Genomic DNA, 18,490 nt, shown 5'->3' on the forward strand with positions numbered 1-18,490 from the left:
ATGCCTGAGGGGATATTAATCGACTATAACGATGGCCGTCCGGTGATGGCAATTACTGCGGGGCTGCGAGCCCCGAGTTTTTGTACATCGTTCTCGGGCTGGTCATCCCAGTTCATGCAGTATCCGGTCAATACGCCACTTGTTGCAGGTTCACAGGTTATCGTGGTGCCAACCAATCCCATTTACATCTATTCCTATGCTGAATTTGATGTGGCCATTATGACCGGCGTCACCCGCAACGGTAATTCCGGGGTAATCATCGGGGCTGAGACAATCGGAGGGAAAAGCATTGTCCCCGACTGGTCAGGCTACGTTATGGAGCTGCTCCCTGCGGCGACATATAACGAAGGATTACTGGTTTCAAACTCGACTGACTTCACCGCTATATCCAATCAGGCCGCGCTGATGACCTGTGCCTGGTCCGGGCGCATTACTGTTAGCGGCAGCGCGCCGCTTCCGGTGGGCGGTATTCCTTTCGGTAAATGGGATAACCCGAATGTGTCGGTAGGGTTTGATGGCGGCAATATCATCGTTCGCGATATTTCCTACACAGGACGGGACGATGTGGCCGGAACGGCGACGATTGACCTGGTGATATTCAATCAGACCGCGCCTGTCGGCGGCGACGGTATCACGATGACTAACGCCGCAGGTCAGGTCACGTTCTCCACGCTGAAACGCCCCTTTGTGTATGACCGACAAATCCAGATCACCGATGCCTTCCAGGATATTGGCGGCGGGTTCTGCCAGATAGTCTATACCGGCGTTCAGGTACGAATGATTGGTGGATGGGGAAATATCAGAACCAAAGGCGTGGTCATGTCAGGCGGTAACGTCAGGTCAGCCTACAACAAAGTATTTGCGGACCGCAATTCCGGTTCATGGGATATGACTCGTAACAGAAATATCGCCATGCCCATTCTTATTCTTCCGAACATGTATTAAGGAATCACCATGTCAGCAGGTGTTATTCAGTTAACTCATAACTCGGCAACAGTTCTTGGCTATCAGGCCTCTTTTAGTACGACGCTTCAGCCTGGTGACTTTGTCGTTTCTGTGGTGGGCGGCATTGCCTACACACTTCCGGTAAAATCCATTGAGAGCAATGATTCGCTGACTCTGGTCAGTGCCTTTACTGGTCCGACAGCAAATAACCTGGCCTGGGATGCAGTTTCCCGTGTGGCGCTGAATATGGTCACTGCCGCAATGGTGGTGCAGAACACGGAGGCGCTGCGGGGGCTGAATTACGATAAACAGAACTGGCAACTAATATTCAGCAGCAGTGGAGATGTCACGGTAAAATTGCCGGATGGCAGTTCATTCACCGGACCCGCATGGGGTGGTATTGCAGCCACTCTGAACAGTATTAATCAGGCGTTGACCGGGGTGGGCCAGGAGTTAAGTAAAAAGTTGTCCAAAAGCGCGAATCTGTCCGATTTAACAGATGCATCTGCGGCCAGAAACGCATTAGGCCTTGGAACCGCTGCCACACGCAACACGACGGCTGCGCCAGCAGGAACTGCAGTAATGTCGAAGTATCCGGAAGATATGCGAGGGATCGTTTCATATGCTGTACCTAATGCTTATCCTATGGGTATTACCGCGGGTGTTCATACCGGGCAAATATTAGGGTTAGCAGCGGACAGAGCAATTGGCCTGATAAACATTCGTCCATGGCCAGATGATTCCGCAGCTGAAATGAATTTTCAGCTGTTTTCTTATTCAAGCGGTGGCGTACCTGTCTGTGGTGTCGTGGTTCCGAAATACGCCCCCGTGGGGAATATGTGGTATTACGAAGCTCCTGCTTATTTCTGGCATACCCGAAACACGATAACTGACGGAAATGGATTCATAAAAAAGGCCTCTCCGGTGCTTAAACTGTTTAGTGACGGAACATCTGAATGCACAACAGAAGCCGAAGGCTGTGTATCTGAGCGAATTGATACGGGGCAATACCTTATCACCGGCTGCATTGGCCTGAATGCTGATGCTGCATGGGGTGGGATCGATGGCGGTTTTGAAATCCCTGTCGACAGAAACAAGCAACCCCGCATCTGGCTGGACTACAAAGTCAATGCTGATGGCTCTGTACTGGTCAGAACGTATCACCGGGTTCATTCCTCAGCGCCACCGTTTGCTCAGAACCGAATAGGGAACACTGATATTGACGGCGTGTTTACTGAGACAGTGGCTGACGGTGAGCCTGTCGATATTCCGGCAGATTCTTTTGTGTCTGTGCGTGTGGAAATGCCGGAAGACAGCATCTGGCAACAGAGACAAAGAGAGGCGAAAGAGGCTCAGGAGGCGATGGTAAAAGCTGAACTGGAACGCCAGCAAAATCAGCAGGAGGCTCAATAGGACAAATTGGCAGGCGCCGCAGCCACGCCGTATGCAAGAGCATGGCTGCGACCGACTGGCGAACGTTCGATAGTGCGAGTATTGAATGATTGCCAGTCACGGCGGATTGTACTTAAGCAATATGACGGTTCAAGGCGTTTAATCTGAAACCAGCCACATATCAGCCTCTTCAAACATTTCCTGAATAGTACGGCTTATCTGTTCCTTCTCATGCTTGCTGGCATCAGTATTGATCGCCGGCAGTGTCATCATCGGTTTAACCCTGACATCAGCGTCGGGGAAAATCCGGTGAACCCTCTTACTCAATTCGCCCAGAATGATATCTTTTGCACTGGGCAGCCCATCAAAATTCCTTTTGTCATAAACGAGTTCCACGAACATTGCTTATTGCCTCTTTACTGGATGGATATACAGTATTTATACTGTGTTTTTATCCGGTATTCAAGAGAGGGCGTGATGATGCCACGACGCAGCGATATTGAAATAGCCTGGTATGCTTCGATACAGCAGGAACCAAATGGCCGGAAGACCGTCACCACGCAACGGTTTGTCCAGGAACTGAGCAAGGTTAACTGGAACTGGACGATGAAGCAGGCCAACGAATGGATCGAGTGGTATGTGACAACATTCCGCGATGTATCAACGCAGGAAGGCGAGAACCGTACCTTCCAGCTGTTCAATCCAAACGGAGGACTATAGCCATGGGCTTTCCTTCACCTGCGGAAGATTACGTTGAAACAAGGATTTCCCTTGATCAGCAGCTAATCAGCCAGCCCGCAGCGACTTATTTCATGCGGGCATCGCGTTCACATTTCAGGGAAGGGATAATTCAGGGGGCGCTACTGGTTGTTGATGCGTCACTTTCTCCCTGTGATGGCTCGCTGCTGATATGCGCGATAGACGGAGAATTCAGGATCAAGCGATATCGGACTCATCCTCAGCCCCACCTGGTTAATCTGGAGAACGGGAGAAGGGAAGCGCTGCCAGCAGATGATGATGGTTACAGTTCTGCACCCGCTATATTTGGGGTGATCACGTACATCATTAATGATGCCAGGAACGCGGAGTTTGATGACTGCCCGGTGATGTAGGCGACAAGCAATGTGTTGCTATGCCGATTTAAATTTTGTGTTGCTGGGTTTGTATTAAAAATATTTTCTCTACAAAAACCAGCAACGCAACCAATAACACATGCCGATATTGCATTGAATGTATTGCTTTTTTTCCTGTTTGTTTCACATATCGCAATTGATACACTTTTTAGTGATTAACAGGGCCATCAGGAAACTCTCAAAACATCACAAATCGGGCGGGCATTATACGCGCATTCTTTGCTCAGACCAGTTTTTTTACCAGCGCTTCGCTGTGACGAATGCGTTCCGGGGCATGCTCCAGATCCTGCTGCACCAGCGCCATAAACAGTAAATCGGTGAGCATCATTTGCGCGTGGGTGGAGGAAATCGCTGCGCTGCGCGTGGCCTGCTCTTCGGCAATGGTGTACAGACAATGACTTGCCCGTTGCTGCAGGGCGTTCGGTGTAAATCCGGTGATGGCGAGGATTTTCGCGCCGGTACGCAGCGTTTCATCTGCCGCCAGATTAAGTTCGCGGCGCTCACCGGTGTACGAAATAGCCAGCAACAAATCGCTTGGTGAAAGCGCCTGCACCGTCGCCAGCAGGGCGTGCATATCACGTTCGACTACCGCGTTAAAACCAATCTTCAACAGCTTCCAGGCAAAGTTTTGCGCTACCAGACCCGATGCGCCAATCCCGGTCACGATAATGCGGCGGGCTGAACGCAGCATCGTGACGCTCTCCATCAGTTTCTCTTCGCTGTTGACGTCCAGCGTTGCATGCATCGCCGCCACGTTCTCTTTAATCAGTTTCTCGCCTACCATTCGCATCGGGTCGTCACCGCGAATCTGATTATGTACCGGAATGGAATGGGGATTAGGATTGCTGGCCAATGCTTCGCTAATCGCCAGTTTGAGTGCCGGGAATCCTTTAAAGCCCATCTTTTGCGCGAATTTTACCACGCTGGACTGGCTGACGCCCGCTTCAAAGGCCAGCTGTTGTGAACTGAGATGACGCGCAGTATCCGGCTGAGCAAGAAGATAATCCGCAAGTTTTTTATCGCTTTGCGCGAGATCCGGATAACGCTGACGAATGCGAATTAAACAGTTCATGCTTTCTCCTGGCGAAAATGTGATGGCGATTACAAAACAAAATATCACTCGCCTTAGTGAATATAATATTCCATTATGACAGATTATTATGAATTAAAAATTCCTAAGGAACAAAAAATGAATCTCGGTGCGTTAGTTTCAGAAACCCGTAATCCTCAGACCATGGATCTGGATGCGCTCTCCACTCTGGAGTTGGTTCATCGTTTTAATCAACAGGATACGCTGGTAGCTGAAGCAGTAAAAGCAACTCTTCCTGAAGTTGCGCGTGCGGTCGATGCGGCAGCTGACGCGCTAAAAGCCGGTGGACGCATTATTTACATGGGAGCAGGTACCAGCGGGCGTCTTGGGGTGCTGGACGCGTCTGAATGCCCGCCGACCTTCGGCGTCCCGCACGGTCTGGTGGTTGGGCTGATTGCCGGGGGACCGGGCGCTTTGCTGAAGGCAGTAGAAGGCGCAGAAGATAACCCGCAGCTAGGCGAAGACGATCTGCGTGAGCTTAATCTTACCGCACAGGATCTGGTGGTGGGGCTGGCTGCTTCTGGTCGCACGCCGTATGTAATTGGCGGGTTGAAATATGCGCGTTCGGTGGGCTGTACAACGGCGGCTATTTCTTGCAATCCAGATTCCCCTATCGCGCATGAAGCGGATATTGCCATTTCTCCGGTAGTGGGGCCTGAGGCGCTGACCGGGTCAACACGACTGAAATCCGGCACCGCGCAAAAGCTGGTGCTCAATATGATCTCCACCGGCGCGATGGTGAAATTTGGCAAGGTGTACCAGAACCTGATGGTTGATATGCAGGCAACCAACGTCAAACTGGTCGATCGGGCGTGCCGTATGGTGGTTGAAGCCACCGGTATTGCGCGGGCTCAAGCTGAAATGCTGCTGAAGCAGACGGATTATGATGTTAAGCCAGCTATTTTAATGGCGCTCACCGGCCTGGATGCCGCTGCCGCCCGCGAAAAGCTTGCCGCTCACCAGGGTTTTTTACGCGCGGCGTTAGAACACTAAGAGGTGTATATGGATAAGACGGCGTTGCTGGCCAGCGACATCCTGCTGGGCGTTGGCGGAGAGAACAATATTCTGCGTCTGGAAAACTGTATGACCCGTGTCAGGGTGGAAGTTCAGGATGACGGGCAGATCGATATTCCCCGCCTCAGGCAACTGCCCGGCGTTAGCGGCTACGTGAAGCAGGGCGCACAGCACCAGATTATTGTCGGCCCCGGTAAAGCTGCCAAAGTGGTGGATGCCATGCGTTCTCTGATTGCCGATGGCGGCGAGCGAGCAGGTGCCAATGATATTGAGCGCACCAAGTCAGAAGCCAAAGCGAAGTACAAAGCGCCGATGAGCGATGCGCTGCGCAAGCTGGCGAACGTCTTTATCCCTCTTATTCCGGCGTTTATCGCCTCCGGTTTGATTACCGGCATTATTAACATCCTTAAGCGCCCGGATATCGTGGGGGATTTTGCGACCCACTATCCAAATATGCTGGGACTGATGGGCATATTTGGCAGCGCCGTGTTTGCCATTATGAATATTCTGGTCGGGGTGAATACCGCCAAAGTTTTCGGTGGCTCCCTGGCAATGGGCGGGGTGATGGCGGGGATCCTTTCCAGCCCTCAACTGGCGCAAATTACCCTGTTTGGTGAAGCGTTGCAGCCGGGGCGCGGTGGGGTGATTGCGGTATTGCTGGTGGTTGCGCTGATGTGCTGGATCGAACGTAAATTCCGCACGCTGTTGCCGGAATCACTGGAGCTTATCCTTAACCCGCTGCTGACCACCATCATTACCGGCGTAATCGCGATTGTGGCGCTGCAACCGCTTGGCGGATGGATTTCTGAATCTATCGCTCACGGTGCATCCTGGGCTATCGATCGCGGCGGTTTTCTGGTCGGTGCCGTGCTGGCAGGAACCTTTCTGCCGTTGGTGCTCACCGGACTTCATCAGGGATTGGTGCCCATCCACGTTGAGCTGGTTCAGGCGCACGGTTATAACGCGCTTTTTCCGATCCTGGCGATGGCGGGCGTTGGGCAAATAGGTGCTGCGATCGCGGTTCTGATGAAAACCCGTAATGCGCGGCTAAAGAAAGTGATCAAAGGGGCGCTACCGGTCGGACTGCTGGGGATTGGCGAGCCGCTCATTTTTGGCGTAACGCTGCCGTTGGGTAAGCCGTTTATCGGTGCTTGTCTTGGCGGCGCGGTAGGTGGGGCGCTGATTAGCTACTGGAAGGTGGCGACGGTCATCACCTTTGGCATCTCCGGATTACCGCTGGCACTGACGATTGTTGCCGGAAAAGTGATGTTCTATCTGTTAGGCTATCTGGTAGCAGTTATCGCCGGGTTCCTGTTTACCTGGCTATTGGGATTCACTGATCCAGAGGAATAAGGTTTGACCAATCACCAGCGCCGCGTTGTCTTTTTTGATTTGGATGGCACGTTACACCAGCAGGATATGTTCGGTAGTTTTATTCGTTATCTGCTGCGTCGCCAGCCGCTGAACGCGTTGCTTGTGCTGCCTTTGTTACCGGTGATTGCGCTGGCGTTGCTGATAAAAGGACGTGCCGCCCGCTGGCCAATGAGCCTGCTGTTATGGGGATGCACTTTTGGCCGCAGCGAGGCGCGTCTGAAAGCGCATCAGGCCGACTTTGTGCGCTGGTTTCGCAGTAACGTGACGGCGTTTCCGCTCGTGCAGCAGCGGCTGACAACCTACCTGTTAAGCTCCGACGCTGATATCTGGCTTATTACCGGCTCTCCGCAGTCACTGGTCGAGCAGGTTTACTTTGATACTCCATGGCTACCGCGAGTCAATCTGATCGCCAGCAAAATGGCGCGGGGATACGGCGGCTGGGTACTGACTTTGCGCTGTCTGGGCCATGAGAAAGTGACGCAACTGGAACGCCACATTGGCGCGCCGCTAAAGCTTTACAGTGGCTATAGTGACAGTAATCAGGACAATCCTCTGCTCTCTTTTTGCCAGCATCGCTGGCGCGTCACGCCGCGCGGAGAGCTTCAGCAACTCGAATAGCTAACGCACATGCAATTTGAAGTATGACGTGTATAATGCGCCCGCTTTGATTACTGGAGTTACCCCTTTGTCAGATGTTGAATTTAGCCACGAATACTGGATGCGTCATGCTTTAACGCTGGCTAAGCGCGCCTGGGATGAGCGTGAAGTCCCGGTGGGTGCGGTATTGGTACATAACAACCGAGTAATTGGCGAAGGCTGGAACCGCCCTATTGGACATCATGATCCGACAGCCCACGCTGAGATTATGGCGCTTCGTCAGGGCGGCCTGGTGCTGCAAAACTACCGCCTGTTAGATGCCACGCTGTACGTCACTCTGGAGCCGTGCGTAATGTGCGCTGGCGCGATGGTGCACAGCCGTATCGGTCGGGTCGTTTTTGGCGCGCGCGATGCGAAAACGGGCGCTGCCGGGTCATTAATGGATGTACTGCATCACCCTGGAATGAATCATCGGGTTGAAGTGACAGAGGGGGTACTGCGGGATGAATGTGCCACGTTGCTCAGTGATTTTTTCCGCATGCGCCGGCAGGAAATCAAGGCCCTGAAAAAATCCGCTAATCAGTAACTCTCAGCCTGATGGCAGTGCGCTTATCAGGCGTACAAGACTACTTCTCCTCTTTTTTATGCGGTGAAAACAGCAGGGAAGGGGAGTGCGTCAGGTAGTTTGACGACGTTTGAGACAGAAACGCCGAAAGCGGGAATTTCTCTTTACCTAATAGTTCTGCGGGCGTCACCGTCGGGTAATCCTGCGCCAGTTGCTGCGTTTCTAGCGCCTGTTTTTCTTTCTCTTGCAGATATCCTACCAGGCTAATTTGGTACTTACGGATATTTTCCACATAGGCGTAAGCTTCGTGGCCGCGCGCATAGCCATAGGTCAACTTGTTATAATACGGTTTTTGGCTGAGCAGCGGTAATCGCTGTTTTACGTCGGACCAACTGTTCGGATTGCCTTTGGTTTTCACCGTCAGCGCCCGCGCATCCAGCATGTGTGCATAACCCATGTTATAGGCTGCAAGGGCAAACCAGATGCGTTCTCCTTCGGGGACGGTATCCGGTACTTTACTCATCATATCCTGCAAGTATCGCGCGCCGCCGCTGATACTCTGTTCAGCATCGGTACGGTCGGTCAGCCCGAGACTTTGAGCAGTATTTTTGGTCAGCATCATCAGTCCGCGTACGCCGGTTGGAGAGGTGGCCTGCGCGTCCCAGTGTGATTCCTGATACGAGATAGCGGCCAGCAGTCGCCAGTCTATTTCTTGCGCATATTTCTCAAACAGCGGCTTGAGGTCCGGCAACACGCTGTCTACGGCGCGTAAAAAGGAGCGGGTATCGACATAGTCAAAATCATCGCCATGCCCGAGATATTTCTCTTCCAGCCGTGCCAGAGAACCGTCTTCATTCATGGTGTTGAAGAAATCCAGTAGGGCGGCAGACAGCGTGTTGTCATCGTCCAGCCGACTAAACCATGTCACCGGTTGTTCGTCAGAGACGTCGAGCGCTACGGCCAGCTCAGGATGCACGCGTTGATATAAGCTGATGGCAACAGAATCGGCAATGGTGTAATCCAGCTTTCCGGCGATTACATCATCAAGCAGTTCGGTGGTGCCCTTTTTGTCATCGACTTTCCAGCTCAGATCGGGAAATTTTTTCTCTTTTAGCTGCTGGAGGTCATTAACCACCACATGCCCAGGGGCGATAGTCAGTTGGTTTTCGTTCACGGTGGCAAGCGTGCGCGGGCGGTATTGCCCAACCCGGTACACCAGCTGTTGTGAAACCGAATAATAGGTCGGGCCGGGCTGGTAATTTTTCACCCGCTCGCTGTTATAGACCAGACCTGCGGCTAACAGGTCGGCATTGCCGTTATCCAGGTCGTCAAAAAGCTGGCTGATGTTCTGGCGTACGGTAACTTTTAACTTCACGCCTAAGTAGTCGGCAAATTCCTGGGCCAGTTCATAATCCAGGCCGAATTTTTTGCCGTTGAGGGTCGCGTAAGTTAACGGTGAGTCGATGGTACTGACGCGCAGCTCTCCCCGCGACTGAATGGCGGCGATACGATTTTCGGCTTTACCGAACCAGGGAATAGATGGCCAAAGGGCCGCTGCCAACAACAGCGTCAATATGCCGATGAACAGATAATTAATCTTTAATTTTTTCAATTAGTTAATTCTCTGAACCGTACGTTGTCTCTGTCTGCTGTGGTGTTGATTAAGAAGTGAAGTCGTCATTAATGAACGGCATTTTGCTTAAACTTGCGTCAGTTGGCAACTTATTCAGAAATCTGACCGCATTTGATGATAAGTGACGGTCGTGATTTTATTTCGACGCAAACGGTTTCGTCGGCGCGGTAGATTCTTTATAATGACGCCCGTTTCCCCCACTTGGGCACACCGAAAGCTTAGAAGACGAGAGACTTATGATGGAAATTCTGCGTGGTTCACCTGCACTGTCTGCATTCCGTATTAACAAACTGCTGGCACGTTTTCAGGCTGCCAACCTCCAGGTCCACAACATTTACGCCGAGTACGTCCATTTTGCCGATCTGAATGCACCGTTAAATGAAGATGAGCACGCGCAGCTTGCACGCCTGCTGAAATATGGTCCTGCTCTGCAAAGCCACGCCCCGGAAGGCAAACTGCTGCTGGTTACACCTCGCCCAGGCACCATCTCCCCGTGGTCTTCTAAAGCGACTGATATTGCCCACAACTGCGGTCTGCACCAGATTAGCCGCCTGGAACGTGGCATTGCCTGGTATGTAGAAGCCTCTACGCTGACCGCTGAGCAATGGCAGATGGTGGCCGACGAACTGCACGACCGCATGATGGAGACTGTTTTCTCTTCGCTGAACGATGCCGAAAAACTGTTTGCCCATCACCAACCGGCGCCGGTCTCCAGCGTTGATCTACTGGGTGAGGGACGTCAGGCGCTGATCGACGCTAACCTGCGTCTGGGTCTGGCGCTTGCGGAAGACGAAATTGACTATCTGCAGGATGCGTTCACCAAACTGGGACGTAACCCGAACGATATTGAACTGTACATGTTTGCGCAGGCCAACTCTGAGCACTGCCGTCACAAGATTTTTAACGCCGACTGGGTTATCGATGGTAAACAGCAGCCTAAGTCGCTGTTCAAGATGATCAAGAATACCTTCGAAACCACGCCGGACCACGTGCTGTCTGCCTATAAAGACAACGCTGCGGTAATGGAAGGCTCTGAAGTGGGCCGCTATTTTGCCGATCACAAAACTGGCCGCTACGATTTCCATCAGGAACCAGCCCACATCCTGATGAAGGTTGAAACTCACAACCACCCGACGGCCATCTCTCCGTGGCCAGGTGCTGCAACCGGCTCCGGCGGCGAAATCCGCGACGAGGGCGCAACAGGTCGCGGTGCAAAACCGAAAGCCGGGCTGGTGGGTTTCTCCGTTTCCAACCTGCGTATTCCTGGCTTTGAACAGCCGTGGGAAGAAGACTTCGGTAAGCCGGACCGTATTGTTACCGCGCTTGATATCATGACCGAAGGCCCGCTGGGCGGCGCGGCGTTTAACAACGAATTTGGTCGTCCGGCGCTGACCGGCTACTTCCGTACCTATGAAGAAAAGGTCAACAGCCATAACGGCGAAGAGCTGCGCGGTTACCATAAACCGATCATGCTGGCAGGCGGGATCGGTAACATCCGTGCCGATCACGTGCAGAAGGGCGAGATCGTCGTTGGCGCTAAGCTTATCGTCCTCGGCGGCCCGGCAATGAACATTGGCCTTGGCGGCGGGGCAGCCTCCTCTATGGCTTCTGGCCAGTCTGATGCCGATCTTGATTTCGCTTCCGTACAGCGTGACAACCCGGAAATGGAACGTCGTTGCCAGGAAGTTATCGACCGTTGCTGGCAGATGGGTGATGCGAACCCGATTCTGTTTATCCATGACGTTGGCGCGGGTGGACTGTCTAACGCTATGCCGGAGCTGGTAAGCGATGGCGGTCGCGGCGGTAAGTTCCAGCTGCGCGATATCCTCAGCGACGAGCCGGGTATGAGCCCGCTGGAAATCTGGTGTAACGAATCCCAGGAACGCTACGTGCTGGCGGTTGCTGCCGAACAATTGCCGCTGTTTGACGAACTGTGTAAGCGCGAGCGCGCGCCGTATGCGGTGATTGGTGAAGCTACCGAAGAACAGCATCTGACCTTGAGCGACAGCCACTTCGACAACCAGCCGATCGACATGCCGCTTGATGTGCTGCTGGGTAAAACACCGAAAATGACCCGCGATGTGCAGACGCTGAAAGCCAAAGGCGATGCCCTGAATCGTGGTGAAATCTCGATTGCAGATGCGGTTAACCGCGTGCTGCATCTGCCGACTGTCGCGGAGAAAACGTTCCTCGTGACCATCGGTGACCGTACCGTTACCGGCATGGTTGCGCGTGACCAGATGGTTGGTCCATGGCAGATCCCGGTCGCTAACTGCGCGGTCACTACCGCAAGCCTCGATAGCTACTACGGCGAAGCGATGTCTATCGGCGAACGCGCGCCGGTTGCACTACTGGACTTCTCTGCCTCTGCGCGTCTGGCGGTCGGTGAAGCGTTGACAAACATTGCGGCAACGCAGATTGGTGACATCAAACGTATTAAGCTGTCGGCAAACTGGATGGCGGCTGCGGGTCACCCTGGTGAAGATGCTGGCCTGTACGAAGCAGTAAAAGCCGTCGGGGAAGAGCTATGCCCGGCGCTCGGCCTGACCATTCCAGTGGGCAAAGACTCTATGTCGATGAAAACCCGCTGGCAGGAAGGTAACGAGCAGCGTGAAATGACCTCGCCGCTGTCGCTGGTGATCACCGCCTTTGCCCGCGTGGAAGATGTGCGCCACACCATTACCCCGCAGCTGTCTACTGAAGACAATGCCCTGCTGCTGATTGACCTCGGTATTGGTCACAATGCGCTGGGCGCTACGTCGCTGGCGCAGGTTTACCGTCAACTGGGCGATAAGCCTGCCGACGTGCGTAACGTTGAGCAACTGAAAGGCTTCTACGATGCGATTCAGGCGCTGGTCGCTGCGTGTAAGCTGCTGGCCTATCATGACCGTTCTGACGGCGGTCTGCTGGTTACGCTGGCGGAAATGGCCTTCGCCGGTCACTGCGGTATTGACGCTGATATCCGCTCTCTGGGTGAAGATCGTCTGGCGGCGCTGTTTAACGAAGAACTGGGTGCGGTGATTCAGGTTCGTGCTGCTGAGCGTGAGGCGGTGGAAGCGATTCTGGCTGCCCACGGCCTGGCAGACTGCGTACACTTCCTCGGTAAAGCCGTTGAAGGTGACCGCTTCAACCTGACCGCTAACGGCCAGCCGGTGTTTAGCGAAAGCCGTACAACCCTGCGTATGTGGTGGGCGGAAACCACCTGGCAGATGCAGCGTCTGCGTGACAATCCGGAATGCGCCGATCAAGAACACGACGCTAAAACCAACGATGCGGACCCTGGTCTCAACGTTAAACTGTCGTTTGATATCAACGAAGATGTTGCCGCTCCGTACATCGCCACCGGTGCGCGTCCCAAAGTGGCCGTACTGCGCGAGCAGGGTGTGAACTCCCACGTTGAAATGGCAGCAGCCTTCCACCGTGCGGGTTTCGACGCCATCGATGTGCACATGAGCGACCTGCTGGGCGGACGTATCGGCCTGGGTAACTTCCAGGCGCTGGTGGCCTGCGGCGGCTTCTCTTATGGCGATGTGCTCGGCGCTGGTGAAGGTTGGGCGAAGTCGATTCTGTTCAACAACCGCGTCCGTGATGAGTTCGAAACCTTTTTCCATCGCCCGCAGACGCTGGCACTCGGCGTGTGTAACGGTTGTCAGATGATGTCTAACCTGCGTGAGCTGATCCCAGGAAGCGACCTGTGGCCGCGCTTTGTGCGTAACCATTCCGACCGCTTTGAAGCCCGCTTCAGTCTGGTCGAAGTGACGCAAAGCCCATCCTTACTGCTTGCTGATATGGTGGGTTCGATGATGCCGATTGCCGTTTCTCACGGTGAAGGTCGTGTGGAAGTGCGTGACGGTGCGCATCTGGCTCAGCTTGAGAGCAAAGGTCTGGTGGCGCTGCGCTACGTTGATAACTTCGGTAAGGTGACCGAGACCTATCCGGCTAACCCGAACGGTTCGCCGAACGGTATTACTGCAGTGACCACTGAAAATGGTCGCGTCACCATTATGATGCCGCACCCGGAACGTGTGTTCCGTACCGTGAGCAACTCCTGGCACCCGGAAAACTGGGGCGAGGATAGCCCGTGGATGCGTATTTTCCGCAACGCGCGTAAACAGCTCGGTTAATTCGCTCAATAGTCATCAAGCCCCTCTTCGCGAGGGGCTTTTTTTTGTCTGCCGGATGAAACCCGCCTGATGACGCTACGCTTATCAGGCCTACAGGGAAAATGCGGTTGTAGGCCGGATAAGGCGTTCACGCCGCCATCCGGCAATAAACTCAGCGCTTGCACCTAAAAGTAAAGTGTCGGGAAATGCCGACATGGACAGGGTTGTGGTGTCGTCAAAAAGAGACGTTTAATTATTTGATTTAATAGGGATTTGTTTTTAAATGCTGCAAGTGTTGCTGATTGGCGACAGAGAGAACAAAAAACAGCCAGAATTGTTATTTGTGAAAATAATAATATTTTTCATACTTATCATTGTGTTAATAAAGTGTTTTGAATATTGGCACAGATGCTGCATAATATTAACCAGTGGCTCATTCACCTTCTTATGTCAGCCCCTTCGGGACGTGCTACATAAACTTCGAATGACGCACAACAAGGTGCCTGCCGTCCAACATCTGATATTAGCATTGCTCATATCAACCTCCGGGCGAAACGTCGAGTTAGGCACCGCCTTATTCCACAACAAAGCCGGGTTAATCCCGGCTTTGTTGTATCTGGCGTTCCCCTCAGTTAGCATCAATCTATTCCTGTCCATTGAGAGTAACGCCTTGAAGCGCTGGTCAGTTTTTCCCCGATCTTTACGTCAATTGGTGACGTTGGCCTTCTTGCTTATCCTGCTGCCGTTGTTAGTTCTGGCCTGGCAGGCATGGCAAAGTCTGAATGCCCTGAGCGCGCAGGCTGCGCTGACAAACCGCACCACGCTGATTGATGCCAGACGCAGCGAGGCGATGACCAACGTCGCGCTGGAGATGGAGCGCAGCTATCGGCAATACTGCGTGCTTGATGACCCAACATTGGCCAGGGTCTACCAAAGCCAGCGTAAACGCTACAGCGACATGCTGGATGCCCATGCGGGGGTGTTGCCGGATACCAAGCTCTACCAGGCGTTGCGTCAGGATCTTAACGATCTCGCGCAGTTGCAGTGTAAAAACAGTGGTCCTGACAGTGTGTCGGCTGCACGGCTGGAAGCGTTCGCCAATGCCAATACCGAGATGGTGCAAGCGACGCGTACCGTGGTCTTTTCTCGTGGGCAGCAGTTACAGCAGGAAATAGCCGAACGCGGGCAGTTTTTTGGCTGGCAGGCACTGGTGCTGTTTCTCGTCAGCCTGGCGATGGTCTTGCTGTTTACCCGCATGATTATCGGTCCGGTGAAGGGCATTGAACGGATGATCAACTGTCTGGGAGAAGGGCGCTCGCTGGGGGATAGCGTATTATTTACCGGGCCGCGGGAATTGAGATCCGTGGGGCAGCGTATCATCTGGTTAAGCGAACGCCTCTCCTGGCTTGAGTCGCAACGGCATCAGTTTTTACGCCATCTTTCCCATGAGCTGAAAACACCGCTGGCGAGCATGCGCGAAGGTACCGAATTGTTGGCCGATCAGGTGGTTGGCCCGTTAACACCGGAGCAAAAAGAGGTGGTCGGTATTCTGGATGACAGCAGCCGTAACCTGCAAAAGCTGATTGAACAACTCCTCGATTACAACCGCAAGCTGGCGGATGACGAGGTGGAACTTGAAAGTGTGGAAATCGCGCCGCTGGTGGAAAGCGTTGTTTCTGCGCATAGCCTGCCCGCTCGCGCCAAAATGATACATACTGATGTTGCGCTTGCGGTGAACACTTGCCTGGCAGAACCGATGCTGTTGATGAGCGTGCTGGACAATCTTTATTCCAATGCGGTGCACTATGGTGCTGAATCCGGTAACATTTGGATCCGCAGCAGTTTGCATGGCTCAACGGTATACATCGATGTAATGAATACCGGCACACCGATTCCAGAAGCAGAACAGACCATGATCTTCGAGCCTTTTTTCCAGGGGAGTCATCAGCGAAAAGGGGCGGTAAAAGGAAGCGGGTTGGGGCTAAGCATTGCCAGAGATTGCATCCGCCGTATGCGGGGCAAGCTGTATCTGGTTGATGACCATGCGCAAAACGTTTGTTTTCGCATAGAACTGCCGCTAGCTGCTGCGAAAAATCACTAAAATAAACCTAAGTCTGGTGAGTATGCCATACGTTGTTGTCCGAATGCTTAAACGACATTTTCTTCGTCGCGTCATCCTCGCAAGCCTGCCGTGCTTGGCGCTGGTTGGTTGTGTCCCGAACGCGGTGAATCATATTATCGGCGATCCCTCGCAGGAGAAAATTCCGCCTAATCAACTGGCGGACTACCTTGCAACCGACTGTACGGATATCTGGTCGCTGTCTGGCCAGTCTACAGAAACCAATCCGTTGTACTGGCTGCGGGCGATGGATTGTGCCAATCGCCTGATGCCGGTGCAGGCGCGTAGTGAAGCCAGCACCCTGATGGCAGATACCTGGCAGGGCGCTTTCAGGCGTGGGATCCTGCTCGATAATGCCAACATTACGCCGCCTGAAAGGCGGGAGGCTGTTACGCGCCTCGATGCGTTAAGCCCGCAAATTCCGCCGCAGGTACGCCCGCTGTATCAGGTCTGGCGCAGCAGCCAAACGTTGCAGTTGCAGCTTGCCGAAGAGCGTATGCGCTACAGCAAACTCCAGCAGGCGTCCGACAGCGATCTCGATACGCTGCGTCAACAGCAACAGCATTTGCAGTCCCAGCTCGATCTCACGACCCGCAAGCTGGAGAATCTGACCGATATTGAGCGCCAGCTTTCCACGCGCAAACCTGGCGGTAACTACAATCCTGATGCGCTGCACGGGAACGATAAACTCACTACACCTGATAACGAAGAAGGCGCAGCGCCGTCTGCCGATGAGGTTACGCCATGATAAGCCGTAAGCCCGCGCATCTGCTGCTGGTGGATGACGATCCGGGCCTGTTGAAATTACTTGGAATGCGACTGACCAGCGAAGGCTACAGCGTCGTGACCGCGGAAAGTGGGCAGGAAGGGTTACGGGTGCTGAACCGTGAAAAAGTGGATCTGGTTATTAGCGATCTGCGCATGGATGAAATGGATGGCATGCAGCTGTTTACTGAAATCCAGAAAGTACAGCCTGGGATGCCGGTGATTATCCTGACCGCTCACGGCTCCATCCCGGACGCCGTTGCGGCGACCCAGCAAGGGGTGTTCAGTTTTCTCACTAAGCCAGTCGACAAGGACGCGTTGTATCACGCGATTGACGGGGCGCTGGAACAGTCTGCGCCCGCCACCGATGACAGCTGGCGCGAATCTATCGTTACCCGCAGCCCGCTGATGCTACGCCTGCTGGAACAGGCGCGAATGGTGGCGCAATCGGACGTTAGCGTCTTGATCAACGGTCAGAGCGGAACCGGGAAAGAAGTTTTCGCTCAGGCTATTCACAACGCCAGCCCACGCAGCCAAAAACCTTTCATTGCCATTAACTGCGGTGCGTTGCCGGAACAACTGCTGGAATCAGAACTGTTTGGCCATGCGCGCGGTGCTTTTACCGGTGCGGTGAGCAATCGTGAAGGGCTGTTTCAGGCCGTAGAAGGCGGTACGCTGTTTCTCGATGAGATTGGCGATATGCCTGCGCCGTTACAGGTGAAACTGCTGCGCGTATTGCAGGAACGAAAAGTCAGACCGTTGGGCAGTAACCGCGATATCGACATTGATGTGCGGATCGTTTCTGCGACCCACCGCGATTTACCCAAAGCGATGGCACGGGGCGAATTTCGCGAGGATTTGTACTATCGCCTCAATGTGGTGAGCCTGAAGATCCCTGCGCTGGCCGAGCGTACGGAAGATATTCCGCTGCTGGCGAACCATCTGCTGCGCCAGTCTGCTGAACGGCACAAACCGTTCGTACGCGCCTTTTCAACCGATGCCATGAAGCGGTTAATGATCGCCAGTTGGCCGGGCAACGTGCGTCAGCTGGTCAACGTAATTGAGCAGTGCGTGGCGTTGACCTCTTCGCCGGTGATCAGCGACGCGCTGGTGGAGCAGGCGCTGGAAGGGGAAAACACCGCGCTGCCGACCTTTGTTGAGGCGCGTAACCAGTTTGAGCTCAACTATCTGCGTAAGCTGCTGCAAATCACCAAGGGCAATGTGACCCACGCGGCAAGAATGGCGGGGCGCAACCGCACCGAATTCTATAAATTGCTTTCTCGGCACGAGCTGGATGCAAACGATTTCAAAGAATAAATCTGCGGATTATGTTAGCTTTATTCGATCAAAAGACAGGCGACCTTTTCAAGGAATAGCATGAAAAAGATTGATGCGATTATTAAACCCTTCAAGCTGGACGACGTCCGCGAAGCGCTGGCAGAAGTCGGCATTACCGGTATGACTGTGACAGAAGTGAAAGGTTTTGGCCGTCAGAAAGGCCATACCGAGTTGTACCGTGGCGCGGAATATATGGTGGATTTTCTGCCGAAGGTAAAAATTGAAATTGTGGTTACCGACGACATCGTCGATACCTGCGTCGACACCATTATCCGTACTGCCCAGACCGGCAAAATTGGCGACGGTAAGATTTTTGTATTCGACGTGGCACGCGTTATTCGTATTCGTACCGGTGAAGAAGACGACGCGGCAATCTAAGCCGCGCCGTTAATTTGTAGGCCTGATAAGCGTAGCGCATCAGG

The 18,490-nt window shown here is 53.5% G+C and carries 15 protein-coding genes and 1 pseudogene; 12 read left to right on the forward strand and 4 right to left on the reverse strand.

The genetic code is table 11. From position 1 onward, the window contains the following. Complete coding sequence (locus JQN59_RS06415; protein ID WP_204528187.1) at positions 1–945, forward strand: DUF6453 family protein; 945 nt, start codon at positions 1–3, stop codon at positions 943–945. Positions 946–954: 9 nt separating this feature from the next. Next, positions 955–2,358, forward strand: a complete 1,404-nt coding sequence (locus tag JQN59_RS06420) for a phage tail fiber protein (protein WP_204528188.1) — start codon at positions 955–957, stop codon at positions 2,356–2,358. Positions 2,359–2,496: 138 nt separating this feature from the next. On the opposite strand, the gene JQN59_RS06425 is transcribed toward JQN59_RS06420, so the two are convergent. Together JQN59_RS06425 and JQN59_RS06430 are read right to left on the reverse strand one after the other, a co-directional pair. After that, entirely contained in the window at positions 2,497–2,739 is a 243-nt protein-coding gene (locus tag JQN59_RS06425) for a DinI family protein (RefSeq protein ID WP_204528189.1), read from the reverse strand. 93 nt (positions 2,740–2,832) lie between these two features. Continuing rightward, positions 2,833–2,952: pseudogene (locus tag JQN59_RS06430) on the reverse strand (hypothetical protein); the annotation flags it as partial. Positions 2,953–3,059: 107 nt separating this feature from the next. Here JQN59_RS06430 and JQN59_RS06435 point away from each other — a divergent pair. After that, positions 3,060–3,449 (forward strand): HumD family translesion DNA polymerase, encoded by a 390-nt coding sequence (locus JQN59_RS06435; protein WP_204528190.1) that lies wholly within the window; start codon positions 3,060–3,062, stop codon positions 3,447–3,449. A gap of 244 nt (positions 3,450–3,693) precedes the next feature. On the opposite strand, the gene JQN59_RS06440 is transcribed toward JQN59_RS06435, so the two are convergent. After that, complete coding sequence (locus JQN59_RS06440; RefSeq protein ID WP_048215763.1) at positions 3,694–4,542, reverse strand: MurR/RpiR family transcriptional regulator; 849 nt, start codon at positions 4,540–4,542, stop codon at positions 3,694–3,696. A gap of 117 nt (positions 4,543–4,659) precedes the next feature. Here JQN59_RS06440 and murQ point away from each other — a divergent pair, with 117 nt between their 5' ends. From murQ to tadA, 4 genes are all read left to right on the forward strand, one after another. Beyond that, positions 4,660–5,553, forward strand: a complete 894-nt coding sequence (gene murQ / locus JQN59_RS06445; RefSeq protein WP_149608315.1) for an N-acetylmuramic acid 6-phosphate etherase — start codon at positions 4,660–4,662, stop codon at positions 5,551–5,553. Between the two features lie 9 nt (positions 5,554–5,562). Next, the gene (locus JQN59_RS06450) at positions 5,563–6,927 is read left to right on the forward strand and encodes a PTS transporter subunit EIIC (RefSeq protein WP_008785492.1); all 1,365 of its coding nucleotides are present in this window, start codon (positions 5,563–5,565) and stop codon (positions 6,925–6,927) included. Positions 6,928–6,930: 3 nt separating this feature from the next. Continuing rightward, entirely contained in the window at positions 6,931–7,566 is a 636-nt protein-coding gene (yfhb, locus tag JQN59_RS06455; RefSeq protein WP_032944252.1) for a phosphatidylglycerophosphatase C, read from the forward strand. A 100-nt stretch (positions 7,567–7,666) separates the two neighbouring features. Further along, complete coding sequence (gene tadA / locus JQN59_RS06460) at positions 7,667–8,131, forward strand: tRNA adenosine(34) deaminase TadA (protein WP_229235875.1); 465 nt, start codon at positions 7,667–7,669, stop codon at positions 8,129–8,131. Between the two features lie 40 nt (positions 8,132–8,171). On the opposite strand, the gene mltF is transcribed toward tadA, so the two are convergent. Next, positions 8,172–9,722, reverse strand: a complete 1,551-nt coding sequence (gene mltF / locus JQN59_RS06465) for a membrane-bound lytic murein transglycosylase MltF (protein WP_008785489.1) — start codon at positions 9,720–9,722, stop codon at positions 8,172–8,174. A gap of 257 nt (positions 9,723–9,979) precedes the next feature. Here mltF and purL point away from each other — a divergent pair, with 257 nt between their 5' ends. The 5 genes from purL to glnB all read left to right on the forward strand — a co-directional run bounded on the left by purL (position 9,980) and on the right by glnB (position 18,446). Further along, entirely contained in the window at positions 9,980–13,867 is a 3,888-nt protein-coding gene (gene purL / locus JQN59_RS06470) for a phosphoribosylformylglycinamidine synthase (RefSeq protein WP_149608314.1), read from the forward strand. Between the two features lie 649 nt (positions 13,868–14,516). Next, a complete protein-coding gene (gene qseE / locus JQN59_RS06475) occupies positions 14,517–15,947 on the forward strand; it encodes a two component system sensor histidine kinase QseE/GlrK (RefSeq protein WP_103286014.1) in 1,431 nt (476 codons plus the stop codon). Positions 15,948–15,969: 22 nt separating this feature from the next. After that, complete coding sequence (gene qseG / locus JQN59_RS06480; protein WP_032944248.1) at positions 15,970–16,713, forward strand: two-component system QseEF-associated lipoprotein QseG; 744 nt, start codon at positions 15,970–15,972, stop codon at positions 16,711–16,713. Beyond that, on the forward strand, positions 16,713–18,047 hold the full coding sequence (glrR, locus tag JQN59_RS06485; protein WP_326929025.1) for a two-component system response regulator GlrR: 1,335 nt from the start codon (positions 16,713–16,715) through the stop codon (positions 18,045–18,047). Before qseG ends, glrR begins: the two co-directional genes overlap by 1 nt. A gap of 60 nt (positions 18,048–18,107) precedes the next feature. Then, positions 18,108–18,446, forward strand: a complete 339-nt coding sequence (gene glnB, locus JQN59_RS06490; protein WP_002914032.1) for a nitrogen regulatory protein P-II — start codon at positions 18,108–18,110, stop codon at positions 18,444–18,446. Positions 18,447–18,490 lie beyond the last annotated feature (44 nt).

The organism is Citrobacter sp. B72 (assembly GCF_016894305.1).
Taxonomy (GTDB): Bacteria; Pseudomonadota; Gammaproteobacteria; order Enterobacterales; family Enterobacteriaceae; genus Citrobacter; species Citrobacter portucalensis.

Bases quoted from the DNA above. Each gene is read 5' to 3' on its own strand.
- JQN59_RS06415 (WP_204528187.1), top strand. From the start codon at position 1: ATGCCTGAGGGGATATTAATCGACTATAACGATGGCCGTCCGGTGATG.
- JQN59_RS06420 (WP_204528188.1), top strand. From the start codon at position 955: ATGTCAGCAGGTGTTATTCAGTTAACTCATAACTCGGCAACAGTTCTT.
- JQN59_RS06425 (WP_204528189.1), bottom strand. From the start codon at position 2,739: ATGTTCGTGGAACTCGTTTATGACAAAAGGAATTTTGATGGGCTGCCC.
- JQN59_RS06435 (WP_204528190.1), top strand. From the start codon at position 3,060: ATGGGCTTTCCTTCACCTGCGGAAGATTACGTTGAAACAAGGATTTCC.
- JQN59_RS06440 (WP_048215763.1), bottom strand. From the start codon at position 4,542: ATGAACTGTTTAATTCGCATTCGTCAGCGTTATCCGGATCTCGCGCAA.
- murQ (WP_149608315.1), top strand. From the start codon at position 4,660: ATGAATCTCGGTGCGTTAGTTTCAGAAACCCGTAATCCTCAGACCATG.
- JQN59_RS06450 (WP_008785492.1), top strand. From the start codon at position 5,563: ATGGATAAGACGGCGTTGCTGGCCAGCGACATCCTGCTGGGCGTTGGC.
- tadA (WP_229235875.1), top strand. From the start codon at position 7,667: ATGCGTCATGCTTTAACGCTGGCTAAGCGCGCCTGGGATGAGCGTGAA.
- purL (WP_149608314.1), top strand. From the start codon at position 9,980: ATGATGGAAATTCTGCGTGGTTCACCTGCACTGTCTGCATTCCGTATT.
- qseG (WP_032944248.1), top strand. From the start codon at position 15,970: ATGCCATACGTTGTTGTCCGAATGCTTAAACGACATTTTCTTCGTCGC.
- glnB (WP_002914032.1), top strand. From the start codon at position 18,108: ATGAAAAAGATTGATGCGATTATTAAACCCTTCAAGCTGGACGACGTC.